Consider the following 12,533-nt stretch of genomic DNA (forward strand, 5'->3'; position numbering starts at 1 on the left):
TGCTGTTAACATGATTTTTATCCCGCTCCGCGACGGGGTATCGGTATGACCATGGACACGGACGCGGAGACGGATGCCGGAACCGTCCGCCAAGTCACGACCGGCGACTGCTCGGATCTCTACTACCTCGACACCGGAATGTACGACACTGACGGCTACGGGGCCGCGTACATCCTCGACGACGACCGGCCCGCCGTCGTCGAGAGCGGGATCGGCACCAACCACGAGCGCATCCTCGAGGCCCTCGCGGAACTCGGCATCGACCGCGAGGACCTCGCGGCCGTCGCGGTGACCCACATCCACCTCGACCACGCCGGCGGCGCGGGCTTTCTCGCCGAGAAGTGCCCGAACGCGGACGTCTACGTCCCCGACGTCGGCGCGAGCCTGCTTGCCGACCCCGGAAAACTCGTCGCAGGGACGAAGAAGGCCGTCGGCGACCAGTGGGAGTTCTACGTCGAACCGGAACCGATCCCCGAGGACCGGATCGTCGGCATCGAGGACGGCGATACCATCGACCTCGGCGCTCACGAATTGCGCGTCCACGAGGCCCCCGGCCACGCCTTCCACCAGGTGATCTTCGAGGACCCCGCCAACGACGCGGTCTTCGCCGGCGACGCCGCCGGCATCTGGGTGCCCAACCTCGAGCGCATCGTCGAAACCTCGCCGCCCTCCGACTTCGACTTGGAGCAGTGTCTCGAGGACCTCGACACCATCGCCGAGATCGACCCCGACGTTCTACTGTACACGCACTTCGGGCCGCGGGACGTCAGCAGCAATCTCGAGGACGCCCTCGCGGCGTACGAGGACGTCCTCACCGAGTGGGTCGAGGCCGTCGAGACGAAGCGCGCGGAACTCGAGGACGACGAGGCCGTCCGCGAGCACTTCGCCGAGACGGCCGACGAGGCGTTGATCGAGGCCTGGAACGAGCGGAAGGCCCGGGCGGAGGCCGCGATGAACGTCCGCGGCGTGCTCGGCTATCTGGACGACCGCGACGGGTAACCGGTTCGGGCGCGTACCGCCCGTCGAGCGCCAGTTTCGATCGGTGCCGATCAGCTGAATAAACGCCCCAGCGGATGGAATCAGTTTCCTCACGTTTTATCGTATGCGAGGTCGTGGCATGCGCCATGCACTGGCGGGACGCCGAACGCGAGTACGAGGACGAGGTGATCGACGAGACCACCCTCGGGCGGATGTTCGAGGCCTCGGCCGAACGCAACGCCAACCGGCCGGCCCAGCAGTACAAGGGCGGCATCTACGACCGCTCGCTGACCGATTCGGTTCTCCCCGCCGCGACCCCCGGCGAGTTTCGGGCGATCTCCTACGCCGAGATGCGCGACATCGTCCGCCGACTCGCGGCCGGCTTTCGCGACCTCGGCGTCGAGCGCGGCGATCGGATCGGCATCTTCGCCAACACCCGGATGGAGTGGGCCCAGTGCGACTTCGCCCTCCTCGGCGCCGGCGCGGTCGTGACGACCGTCTATACGGGATCGTCGGAGGAGAAAGTGAAGTACCTGCTCGACGACCCCGACGCGGACGGCGTCGTCGTCGAGAACCGCGACCTGCTCGAGCACGTCCTCGCCGTCGAAGACGACCTCGAGCTGGAGTTCATCGTTTCGATGGACGCCCTCGAGGGCCACGACGCCGCCGAGCGCGACGACGTCTTCACGCTCGCGGACGTCTACGAACGCGGCGACGAGGTCTTCGACCTCGCGACCTACCAGACGTGGGTCGACGCGCCCGCGATGGACGACCTGGCGAGTCTGATCTACACGAGCGGGACGACGGGGAAGCCGAAGGGCGTCCGCCTGACCCACCGGAACTTCCGGTCGAACGTCAACCAGGTCCACAGGCGGTTCGCGTCTCGCCCCGACAGGGACGAGGACGTGCCGACGCTGGACGAGACCTCCCGCGCCGTCTCCTACCTGCCGCTGGCCCACGTCTTCGAGCGCACGGCCGGCCACTTCGTGCTGTTCGCGACCGGCGCCTCCGTCGCGTACGCCGAGAGCCCGGATACGCTCCAGGAGGATTTCTCGCTCGTCGAGCCGACGACCGCGACGAGCGTCCCGCGGGTCTACGAGAAGATCTACGACCGGATTCGAGAGCAGGCGAGCGAGTCCTCCGCCAAGAAGCGCATCTTCGAGTGGGCCACCGACGTCGGCGTCGCCTATCAGGAGACCGACGAGCCGGGGACGATCCTGCGCGCGAAGCGAGCGCTCGCGGACAAACTCGTCTTCTCGACGGTTCGGGAGGCGCTTGGCGGCCAGATCGAGCTCCTGATCAGCGGCGGCGGGAGCCTCTCGCCGGAGCTCTGTCGGCTCTATCACGCGATGGGGCTGCCGATCCACGAGGGGTACGGTCTGACCGAAACGTCGCCGGTCATCTCGGTGAACCCGCCCGAGGACGTGAAGATCGGCACCATCGGCCCGCCCGTCGTCGACGTCGAGGTCGCGATCGACGAGAGCGTCGCCGATCAGGAGGCCTTCGCCGACGACCCCGGCGAGGTCGGCGAACTCCTCGTGAAAGGCCCCAACGTCACGCGGGGCTACTGGAACAAACCCGGCGCGACGGATCGGTCCTTTACGAACGAGATCAGCGAGAGCGCAGCGACCGTCATGGCCGACGGCGACTCCTCCGGCCAGTGGTTCCGCACCGGCGACATCGTCCACCTGCGCCCCGACGGCTACCTCGAGTTCCGCGACCGGGCCAAGCAGATCATCGTCCTCTCGACGGGGAAGAACGTCGCGCCGGCGCCGATCGAGGATCGGTTCGTCTCGAGCGAGGTCGTCGAGCAGTGCATGGTCGTCGGCGACGGCGAGAAGTTCGTCGGCGCGCTGATCGTTCCTAACACGGATCACGTCCACGAGTGGGCCGCGCGTGAGGAGATCGACCTGCCGGCGGATCCGCAGGCGATGTGCGACGACGAGCGCGTCCGCGAGTACGTCCAGCGGGAGGTCGACCGGGTCAACGAGGGGCTGGACGGCTACGAGCGGATCAAGCGGTTCGAACTCGTCCCCCAGGAGTTCACCGAGGAAAACGAGCTGCTGACGCCGACGATGAAGAAGAAGCGGCGCGCGATCCTCGAGCGGTTCGCGGATCGGGTCGACCGGATCTACGAGGACGCCTGACGGGCGCCGCGACCGCTCGCCCGTCGCGGCGAACCGGCCCCACTTCGTCCCTCGCAGGAATTAACCGGGTGGAGCTTCTCCCTCGAGACGAATGCGAAGTACGTCGTCCGCGGTACTGCGATGCCGACCGTCCTCGACCGTCGAGCGGCTGCTAGGATCATGACGGCCGCAGAGAGCGGCGAACTGCTCGTTCTGGTCGCGACGATCATCGGCCTCGGCGTGCTCTCGCAGCTCCTCTCGGCCCGATTTCGCGTACCGAGCGTGCTGTTTCTCATCGCGTCCGGAATCGCCGTCGGTCCGGAAGGAGCGGGGATCCTCACCGCCGAATCGTTCGGCGAAAGCAGCGGTCTCCCGACGATCGTCGGCCTATCGGTCGCGATCATCGTGTTCGAGGGCGCGTTCCACCTGAAGATCGACAAGATCAAGCAGGCGCCCGCGGCCGTCGTCCGGCTGACGACGATCGGCGCGGCGATCTCGCTGACCGGCACCGCCCTCGCGGTTCGATACTTCCTCGGCACGTCGTGGGACATCGCGCTGCTGATCGGCGCGCTCCTCATCGCGACGGGGCCGACGGTCGTCACGCCGATCCTGAAGGTCGTCCCCGTCCGCGACCGGGTCGCCGCGACCCTCGAGACGGAGGGGATCGTCAACGACGTGACGGCCGCGATCCTCGCGATCGTGCTGTTCAAAGCGATGACCGTCAACGAGCTGACCGCGGACATCTACCTACAGCTGTTCGCCGAGCGGCTGGGGACGGGACTGCTCGTCGGAACCGTCGTCGCGGCGATCGTGTGGGCGGTGCTGCAGTACGTCGATCTCTCGCCGGACACCGCGCCCCAGAACGCCCGACTGCTCACGCTGGCCGGGGCGATCGTCGCCTTCGGATCGGCCGACTACGTCTTCGCCGAGGCCGGCGTCGCGGCCGCGGCGACGGCCGGCCTGATCCTCGGTAACGCCGGCCTTCCCTACGAGGAGGACATCGAGGCGTTCAAGGGAGACGTTACGCTGCTCGTCCTCTCGTTCGTCTTCATTACGCTCGCGGCCCTGCTCGAGTTCGATCAGCTGGTGGCGCTCGGCGTCGGCGGGCTGGCGGTCGTCGCGGTCGTCATGTTCGTGCTTCGTCCGCTGCTGGTCTTCATTTCGACCCGCGGCGGTCGATTCACGTTCCGAGAGCGGCTGTTCATGAGCTTCGTCGGCCCGCGGGGGATCATTCCGGCCTCGGTTGCGACCCTGTTCGCGATCCGGCTGCAGACGACCGGTCCGGGGAACGAACCGACGAACGTCGCCGGCGCGGATCTGCTCGTCGGCACGGTCTTTCTCGTCATCCTCGTGACGGTCGTCCTCGAGGGCGGGCTCGCCAGACAGATCGCGGAAAAACTCGACGTGATACCCATGCGTGTACTCATCGTCGGCGGCGGCCGCGTCGGCCGCTCGCTGGCAGAACGACTGGAAGCGCGCGGCGAAAACGTAGTCGTCATCGAGGAGGATCTCGGCGTTCTCGAGGAGCTCCGAAACGAGGGGTTCACCGCCCGCGAGGGCGACGGGACCGACGTCGAGGTGCTGCGAAGTGCGGGCGCGGAGAACGCCAAGACCGTCGTCGCGGCGACCGGCGACGACGACGCGAACCTCCTCGTCGCCCAGCTCGCGAAGTCGAGCTTCGACGTGGAGAAGGTGATCGCCCGCGCGAACGAACCCTCGAACGCGCCGGCGTTCGAGGAGCTGGGCGTCGAGACGATTTCGGCGGCCGAGTCGACCGCGTGGGCGATCGACAACCGGATCGAGCGCCCGGCCCTGTCGAACTGGATGTCCGAACTCGGCCGATCGGGTGACGTCCAGGAGATCGAGGTCACCGACACCGAACTGGTCGGCAGGCGGATCGCCGACGTGGGGAGCGAACTGCCGAACGGCGTCCTCATCGCGCTGGTGAGCCGGAACGGAACCAACGAGGTGCCGACGTCCGACGTCGAACTCCAAGAGGGCGACCACGTCACGCTCATCGGCCGGACCGAAGCGGTCCGCGAAGCAATCGAGCGCTGCGGGAAACCGGTGTAGCGTCCGAGTGTCCGCGCCGGAGCCGAGGCGCCGTTCGCGCACCGTCCCGCTCAGAGCACGACCCAGACCACTGCAAAGAGGATGAGCACGCCCGTGATGTCGCAGACGTTGGTGACGATCGGAATCGTCGTGTCGTCGGGATCGTACCCCAGCCGGTAGGAGACGTACACCGAGACGACGCTGACGATCACGACCCAGACGGCCAGCAGCATGCCGCTGACCATCGTGATCAGCAACAGCGTGCCCAGTCCCAGCGTCCCGCCGAGGAGCCCGCCGATCGCCCACGACGCGATCCCGAGCAGCACGAACACCGTCGCCGCCAGCCCCAGGACGGCGCCGACGTTCGCCCGAATTCCGGGATTCGTCGGCGAGAACTCGAGGGTCCCTAGGTGCAGCTGGGTCGAGAGGCGCGCGCACATGATCGATCCGAGGTTGCCCGCGGTGCCGATCATCACCGGCACCAGGATCAACAGCGACGGATTCCCGACCAGTTCCTCCTCGAAGCTCTCGAGGACGGTCCCCGACACCATCTGCAGCATCGACATGGCGATCAGCAGGGGGACGAGCGTTGTCACGATGTTCCGGACCGACCACTCCTCGAGCCGATCGTCTCCGGCGTCGCGGTCCTCGCCGACCTCGAGTCGAGCCTCGCCGCCGCTCATCTCACAGGAGCACCCCCGCGACGCCGACGCCGACGAGCAGGAAGGCGACGCCGAAGACGTCGCCGACGGTCGTGACGACCGGCCCGATGACGTTGTCGGGGTCGAGCCCGCGGCGGTAGCCCTTGAAGATCACGGTGAGCAGGACGCCGAGCATGGCGAACGCCGAGAGGAGCGCGGCGACGAACAGAATGATGACGAGTTCGAGGAGGCTCCCCCCGCGACCGAGGACGAGCAGGACGAGCCAGGTCAGTACCGCGATGAACACGGACACGATCATTCCGTTTAGGAAGGAGGCGATGATCGCGTTCCTGAGCGGTCCGTTCCACTCGAAACGGGGGTCGATCACGCCCTGGTGGAGACCGCTCGAGAGGCGCGCTCCGAGCGAGCCGTAGACCCCGCCTCGTGTCGCGAGGAACGCGGGCAGCAACAGCAACAGGCCGGGAACGCTCTCGATCCCCTCGCGCATCGTTTCGGTGCCGAGCAGCGTCCCTGCGAACAGCCCTGCCACGAGACTGACGAGGATAACCGGCAACGCCTGTCTGTAGACGTCGACGGCGGAGTCGTGGCGCACCATCTACCCGAAGGTGCTCGGCCGAGACATTAAATTCACGTCTTCCGCCGTCGCGTTCCGGCGCTCGTCCCCGCCGGTTTGCCGCTCGCCGCCGCTGACGAAGGGACGGTCTCGGCCGCGTCCACAAGAGATATATCGCCGTCCTCGAGTGATCGGGTATGGTCCTCCATCGCTTCACCTACCTGCCGACGACGTCCGCCGCCCTCTTTCCCGGAACGACGGTCCGGTACTACTACCGCACCGGCGACTCCCTCGCGACGGTCGTCGAACGCACCGAGCGGTTCGTGACCTTCGTCGGCGAGGAGTGCGACGGCCGGTTCACCCACGACCAGATCGATCGGCTGTTCGAGGACGGCCGCCTCGAGGTCGTCCTCGACGACGAGTGCCACGTCCCGTCCGACGAGGACGAGCGGCCCGTGCTCGAGTAAGCACCGGGGCTCGAGCGTCGATTCTCGGCTCGAGACGCCGACCGAACCGCCGTTCCTGTTAGCTCTCGCCGGGAAGGATGTCGCCCAGCGAGCCGCCGATGGCCATCGCCGTGAAGACGACCGACACCTGACAGAGATCGAGCCACGGCTCGTCCCACGCCACGCGTCCCCACAGGGTCATCAGCGCCGCCGCCGTCGCGAACGCGATGCCCAGCACCCACACCGGCCGTCGCGGCACGACGCCGAAGTAGGGGTTGTGGATCTGGATCTCCCGGAAGTCGGCGACGTAGAGGATGCCGACGACGAGCGCAACCGCCATCGCGAGGTTCGCGACGAAAAACGCCGGTCTCGTCGCGAGGAACGCGCCGATCTCCATCACGCCGCCTTCCACGAGCATCGGCAGCCCGATGACGACGCTGCCGACGAACGCCTCGGCCTTGTCCTTGCCCGTAAACCGCGTGATCACGCCGTTCATCATCCGGCTGTGCGACAGCCGGTCGACCAGCCGCATCGTCCGCCGCACCTCCGTCCGCTCGTCGGACGTGTCCACCGTCTCCTCTAGGGTCTCGAGTTGCTCGTAGAGGTCCTCGAGGACGTCCTCGTCCGGCGGCGCCGGAGCCTGGCCGCTCGATCGTGACATACCTCGTCTCCTCACCGCGGTCGTATAAAGTATAAAATCGCGTCCGGCGGGCCACTCGAGCGCTGTCGGAACCGACCGCGAGTTGCCGATGGGGTGCCGGCGCAACCCTTTCGGTTCGCGGACCTCGAGTCCTCGCGACCTTACGGGCGGTCGTCGGACGCCGGCCCATCGCGCTCGCCCCGGTCGCGACGGGTCCGTTCGTCCCCCTCGCGGTCGCCCTGCTCGCGCTCGCCGTCGGCGATCCGATCGTCCCCGCGGGACGGCAGCGGCGAATCGTCCGCCCGCGAGGGGTGGATGTTGAACTTGTTGCCGCGGTAGGGGTCCTCCGCGGGGTCGTAGTCGAGTTCGCTGCGCTCGAACAGGTAGATGAAGAAGCCAAACAGCGGGATCAGGAAGGTGATCGCCGCCCACTTCGCCCGCGGCTCGAGGCCGACCCGGCCGGCGTCGTAGTACGCGACCGCCGTGAGCGCGAGGTGCCAGGCGAGCGGAATCCCCACGATGATCGCCAGGAGGTGCCAGCGCATACGGGTCGTACGGCTCGAGAGTACTAAACGGGACGCCAAATACGGGGTCGACGCCCCCTCGAGATAGAAGCGGAGCGGCTCAGCGAACCTCGAACTCGATCGCCGCACCCTGTCCGAAGCCGACACAGAGCGTCGCCAGCCCGAGTCCGCCGCCGCGGCGCCGGAGTTCGTGGATCAGCGTGACCGGGAGCCGCGCGCCCGAGGCGCCAAGCGGGTGGCCGATCGCGATCGCCCCGCCGTTGACGTTGAAGATCTCGGGATCGACGCCGAGTTCGTCGCGACAGTAGAGCGTCTGGCTGGCGAAGGCCTCGTTGAGTTCGACCTGATCGTAGTCGTCGATATCGCGGCCGTTGCGCTCGAGCAGGCCCCGCGTCGCCGGGACGGGACCGATCCCCATGACGGTCGGGTCGACGCCGGCGACGTTGTTCCCCCCGATCTCCGCGAGGATCTCGAGGTCGTGCTCCTCGGCGAACGATTCGCTCGTGACGAGGACGGCCGACGCGCCGTCGGAGATCTGGGAGGCGTTGCCGGGCGTGACGGTGCCGTCGGACTTGAAGACGGTCGGCAGTTCGGCGAGTTTCTCCTTGGTCGTGCCGGGACGGAGCCCCTCGTCCTCTTCGACGGTGCCGTCCTCGGTTTCGATCGGGACGATCTCGTCGGCGAACCGGCCCTCCTCGGTCGCCTCGACGGCGCGCTGCTGGCTCCGGGCGGCGTACTCGTCTTGCTCCTCCCGGCTGATGTCGTACTCCTCGGCGACCTTCTCGGCGGTCATCCCCATCTGGAGCTCGCCGACGTTGTAGAGCTCGGCCATCCGCGGGTGGATCGATCCCATGTTCTCGCCCATCTGGACGCGGGTCATGCTCTCGACGCCGCCGGCGAGGATCGCGTCGCGGTTGCCGGCTGCAATGGCGTCCGCCGCCGAGATGACCGCCTGCATCGAGGAGGCGCACCAGCGGTTGATCGTCGTCGCCGGAACGCTCTCGCCCAGTTCGGACAACAGGGCGATGACGCGGGCGACGTTGTTCCCCTGCTCGCCGCGCTGCTGGGCGCAGCCCCACATCAGGTCGTCGATCTCCTCGCCCGAGAGGCCGGTCTCGGCCAGGATTTCGTCGATCAACGGTACGGAGAGGTCCTCGCTGCGCACGTCGGCGAACGCGCCGTCCTCCTTGCCCTGTGGCGTTCGGACCGCGGCCGCGACGACTGGCGTCTGTGTCATACAGTACCGAACAGCGCTCACGAACTTAAATTGGGGAGAACTCGGGAGGATTCGCGCGGAGTTTATCTCGTCGCCGCGCCGCGCGGCCGCTCGAGAACAATCCTTATCTCGCACGTGTCGGAATGGGCGGGCATGGACGAGGACGGACTGAACGTCTCCGATTCTGCCGCCGATACCGATCCCGAGAGCGATTCTCCCGGCGATTCCGACTCGAGCGCCGGTGCCGGCTCCGATGTCGGCGCCGAGACCGACCCGGACGCGACCGCCGAGGGCGCCGGCGACGGCTCGATGCCCGGCGTCCCCGACCCCGAACCCGAGGAGTCCGACGTCCCCGAGGACGTCCGGAAGTACGCCCGGTTCAAGAAGATGGACGGCGCCCAGTACGACCGCGTCAACGAGTTCCTCCGCGATCGCACCTACATCACGGCCCGCGAGTGGGCCATCGCCCGGCTCTGTTCGGACTTCCGGACCGAGACGGGCGTCGAGATGACCAAGATCGGCGAGAACCTACCCGAACTGGTCCCGTTCATGACCGACACCTACACCCCGCAGGCGGTCAACCAGGCGCGGGCCTCCTTCGAGGAAAAGGTCCGCAAAGCGGGCGCGACCTTCCTCTACGGGGCGATGTGCGACTTCTTCACCGCCGAGGAACTCGACGACGTCATGTACGAGTCGACCGAGGTCGCCAAGTTCCTGCTGGAGGTCGAGGGCGTCGACCTCTCCGTCGAGGAGGAACTGGAAGCCGAGGAGCGCATCTCAAGCGTGATGCGGGAGGTCCGCGAGGCCAGTGAGGAACTGCGCGAGCAGGACGCCGCGGACGACGAGGAGTGACACACGTCGCGGACGGACTCGCCGTCGGCGCCGCCTTCCGTCACGCGTCGCCCTCGGCTTCCGTTCCACCCCTCGCTCGGACGTCCGAGTCCTCGAGGAACAGCGTCGGATCGTCGTGCGAGAAGGTGACCCGCTCGTCGGCGTCCGCACCGTCGCGCGAGCGAACGTGTACGAGCAGTTCGTCCTCGGCGAGCGCGGTCTCGAAGACGGCGTTTGTCTCGGCCTCGGTGAGTCGGTAGGTCAGCGGGAGACAGACCGCGATCCGACTCGCCGTATCGCGTTCGACCGCGAGCGCGAACCGCCGCTCGTCGCCCTCCGACGGTCGGTAGTACACTTCGGCCTCGTCGACGGTCACGTCGTCGCGCTCGACGAGCGCCTCGAGCAGCCCGTACTCCGTTTCCGAGACGACGACCTCGAGGGCGCCGCGTTCGTCGCCCCCGGACGAAACGGCGTCGACCGCAACGGGTTCGAGGACGATGGTGTCCCAGCCGTCGTCGCCGTACTCCGCGGCGATTCCCGCCGCGTCCTCGAGCAGTTCGGTCCAGCGGGGGTCGTCGGTGGGGGCGTCGCCGCCGTCGGTCATCGGTACCCCTCCTCGGTGGCGGGTAGACTCTCCATGCTCGAGTCGGACGCCGTCGATCGGGAAAATAGTACCTCCCCGCTGCACGCTCGAGGAACGCGGTGGAGCGCTACTGCTCGCTCCCGCCCTCGCCGTCGTCCGCCAGCGCCGAGATCGGTTCGATCGTCACATCCGCGTCCCCGACGAGCGCCGCCTCGAGCGCCGTCCGCACACGGTCCGAATCGGCCGGTCCGCCGACCGACGCCGTCGTCCCCACGGTTTCGGGATCGAGCGGCACCCCGAGCGCGTCGTAGACGGCCTCGAGGACGTCGGCGAGTTCTTCGCGGGCGTCGACGAGGACGATGCCGGCCCCGACCGCGGCGGTCTGCCGCACGCGCTGGGCGATGCCGACGAGTTTTCGACGCTCGCCGGCCGCGCTCTCGACCGACAGCGAGTGCGTGCCGGGACAGAACGCGTCGTCGGGTTCGCCGCGCTCGGTCGCGACGCCCAGCGCCGTGAGCGCCCGTTCGACGTCGTCGGTCAGTCGCTCGTACCGGTCGGTCGTCCCGCGTCGGAAGTCCGCGACCGGCTCGGCGCGGGCGAAGGCGAGCGTCGCGTCGCCGTCGTAGGCGACCGCTCGCCCGCCGACGTCGCGCTCGACCGGCGGAAAGCCCGCCCCGCGGGCGGCCTCGCGAGCCCGGTCGTACCCCTCGCGGTTGGCGTCACGGCGGCCGAACGCCACCTGCCGGTGCGGACGCCAGACTCGCAGGGCCGGTTCGCCGTCGGCGGCGACCTCGAGCAGCCGCTCGCTCGCCGCGCGGTCGGCGTCGATCGTCGCCGCGCGGCCGCGGAACATGCGCATGGTCGACGTTCGCGGCGACGGACCTAAACGGTCCCGCTGCGCAGTAGCGTGCGAGACGAACCGATGGTCGCCTCCGATACTGATACCGATACCGCGTCCGATCCCGACCCCGAGTCCGTCACGCTCCCCGAGTCGCTGCTCTCGCAGTACGCGCGCTTCTCGCTGTACAACTCGCCGTATCCGGCCCACGACGCGGGCTGCGCGATCGATCTGTATCCAGGCACGCTTCGGGACGGGCGGACGACCGCCGCGCCGAGCCCGCTCGCCGGCGTCGTCCGCGACACGCGGACCGTCCGCGCGCCGCCGAAACCCTACGCGCCCGAGCACGACCACCTCATCCTGCTCGAGCCCGACGATCCTGCGTTCGACGGGCTCACGGCGCGCATCCTCCACGTCGATCCCACCGTCGAGGCCGGCGACCGCGTCGAGCCCGGCGACTCGCTGGGCCGGCTCGTCCGCGCGGGCTTTTTCGCCCCCTGGGTCGACAACCACCTCCATCTGGGCTTCCGCGGTCCCGGACAGAACCCCTACCGCGCGTCCGGGTCGCTGCCGCTCGAGGTCGGGACCGAACTCCGGCCGCTCGCGTGGGACGGCACCGGGACGGTCGTTTCGACCGACGAGACGTACGCGGTCCTCGATGCGCCGGCCCATCCAGCGCCGGGCGAGGCGTTCGTCGGGATCGGCGCCGACTGCGGTGGCATCCTCGACGGAGGGCTGCCACATTACGACGGGGGCGGTTTGCTGTTCGGACCCGACTATCGCGACGAGAACGGACGCGGTACCGTCTCGCTGAACGGCGACCGACTCGGAATCCGCGAGGGACGCACGATCGAATGGGACGACGTGGTCGTGACGGCGAACGGCGACTCGATCACCGGACTGTCGCTGTTTTGCGCTCGAGACGTCGATTTCGGCGCCAAGCTGATCTGCCCCGATCGGTCGTTCGCGGTCGGCGAGCGCGTTCGGGTGCGCGTGCGGGCCCGGGACCGGGTTCGGTCCGGCGATCCGAGCGAGTGAGCGCGGTCGTTCGTACGGTCGGCGCCCGCGAGGACGCGCCCGTCAA

The 12,533-nt window shown here is 68.4% G+C and carries 13 protein-coding genes; 6 read left to right on the top strand and 7 right to left on the bottom strand.

What is annotated here, in order from left to right:
- Nucleotides 1–45 precede the first annotated feature (45 nt).
- From ACYQ26_RS03975 to ACYQ26_RS03985, 3 genes are all read left to right on the top strand, one after another.
- On the top strand, nt 46–999 hold the full coding sequence (locus ACYQ26_RS03975; RefSeq protein ID WP_459807246.1) for an MBL fold metallo-hydrolase: 954 nt from the start codon (nt 46–48) through the stop codon (nt 997–999).
- Between the two features lie 125 nt (nt 1,000–1,124).
- Entirely contained in the window at nt 1,125–3,125 is a 2,001-nt protein-coding gene (locus ACYQ26_RS03980) for an AMP-dependent synthetase/ligase (RefSeq protein ID WP_459807248.1), read from the top strand.
- A 159-nt stretch (nt 3,126–3,284) separates the two neighbouring features.
- Nucleotides 3,285–5,177, top strand: coding sequence for a cation:proton antiporter domain-containing protein (locus tag ACYQ26_RS03985; RefSeq protein ID WP_459807250.1), 1,893 nt, complete (start codon nt 3,285–3,287; stop codon nt 5,175–5,177).
- 50 nt (nt 5,178–5,227) lie between these two features.
- Here ACYQ26_RS03985 and ACYQ26_RS03990 read toward each other — a convergent pair whose 3' ends face one another.
- Both ACYQ26_RS03990 and ACYQ26_RS03995 read right to left on the bottom strand, forming a co-directional pair.
- Nucleotides 5,228–5,839: a magnesium transporter gene (locus ACYQ26_RS03990; RefSeq protein ID WP_459807251.1), complete on the bottom strand. Its 612-nt coding sequence runs from the start codon at nt 5,837–5,839 to the stop codon at nt 5,228–5,230.
- A gap of 1 nt (nt 5,840) precedes the next feature.
- Entirely contained in the window at nt 5,841–6,413 is a 573-nt protein-coding gene (locus ACYQ26_RS03995) for a magnesium transporter (RefSeq protein ID WP_459807252.1), read from the bottom strand.
- Nucleotides 6,414–6,568: 155 nt separating this feature from the next.
- On the opposite strand from ACYQ26_RS03995, the gene ACYQ26_RS04000 reads away from it, so the two are divergent.
- Nucleotides 6,569–6,838 (top strand): hypothetical protein, encoded by a 270-nt coding sequence (locus tag ACYQ26_RS04000; RefSeq protein ID WP_459807254.1) that lies wholly within the window; start codon nt 6,569–6,571, stop codon nt 6,836–6,838.
- Nucleotides 6,839–6,896: 58 nt separating this feature from the next.
- Here the strand turns inward: ACYQ26_RS04000 and ACYQ26_RS04005 are convergent, their stop codons facing one another.
- The 3 genes from ACYQ26_RS04005 to ACYQ26_RS04015 all read right to left on the bottom strand — a co-directional run bounded on the left by ACYQ26_RS04005 (nt 6,897) and on the right by ACYQ26_RS04015 (nt 9,218).
- Nucleotides 6,897–7,478 carry a DUF2391 domain-containing protein gene (locus tag ACYQ26_RS04005; protein ID WP_459807256.1) on the bottom strand — a complete coding sequence of 194 codons (582 nt, stop codon included), beginning with the start codon at nt 7,476–7,478 and terminating at the stop codon, nt 6,897–6,899.
- Nucleotides 7,479–7,618: 140 nt separating this feature from the next.
- Complete coding sequence (locus ACYQ26_RS04010) at nt 7,619–8,002, bottom strand: PLD nuclease N-terminal domain-containing protein (protein WP_459807257.1); 384 nt, start codon at nt 8,000–8,002, stop codon at nt 7,619–7,621.
- Between the two features lie 79 nt (nt 8,003–8,081).
- Nucleotides 8,082–9,218 carry a thiolase family protein gene (locus ACYQ26_RS04015; protein WP_459807259.1) on the bottom strand — a complete coding sequence of 379 codons (1,137 nt, stop codon included), beginning with the start codon at nt 9,216–9,218 and terminating at the stop codon, nt 8,082–8,084.
- A 132-nt stretch (nt 9,219–9,350) separates the two neighbouring features.
- On the opposite strand from ACYQ26_RS04015, the gene ACYQ26_RS04020 reads away from it, so the two are divergent.
- A complete protein-coding gene (locus ACYQ26_RS04020) occupies nt 9,351–10,049 on the top strand; it encodes a DUF5806 family protein (RefSeq protein ID WP_459807261.1) in 699 nt (232 codons plus the stop codon).
- Nucleotides 10,050–10,089: 40 nt separating this feature from the next.
- Here the strand turns inward: ACYQ26_RS04020 and ACYQ26_RS04025 are convergent, their stop codons facing one another.
- Both ACYQ26_RS04025 and ACYQ26_RS04030 read right to left on the bottom strand, forming a co-directional pair.
- Nucleotides 10,090–10,632 carry a DUF7529 family protein gene (locus ACYQ26_RS04025; RefSeq protein ID WP_459807263.1) on the bottom strand — a complete coding sequence of 181 codons (543 nt, stop codon included), beginning with the start codon at nt 10,630–10,632 and terminating at the stop codon, nt 10,090–10,092.
- Between the two features lie 106 nt (nt 10,633–10,738).
- Nucleotides 10,739–11,470, bottom strand: coding sequence for a lipoyl protein ligase domain-containing protein (locus ACYQ26_RS04030; protein WP_459807265.1), 732 nt, complete (start codon nt 11,468–11,470; stop codon nt 10,739–10,741).
- A 63-nt stretch (nt 11,471–11,533) separates the two neighbouring features.
- Between ACYQ26_RS04030 and ACYQ26_RS04035 the strand changes: the two genes are divergently transcribed.
- Nucleotides 11,534–12,487 carry a DUF8155 domain-containing protein gene (locus tag ACYQ26_RS04035; RefSeq protein WP_459807267.1) on the top strand — a complete coding sequence of 318 codons (954 nt, stop codon included), beginning with the start codon at nt 11,534–11,536 and terminating at the stop codon, nt 12,485–12,487.
- Nucleotides 12,488–12,533 lie beyond the last annotated feature (46 nt).

The organism is Halopiger thermotolerans (assembly GCF_054654555.1).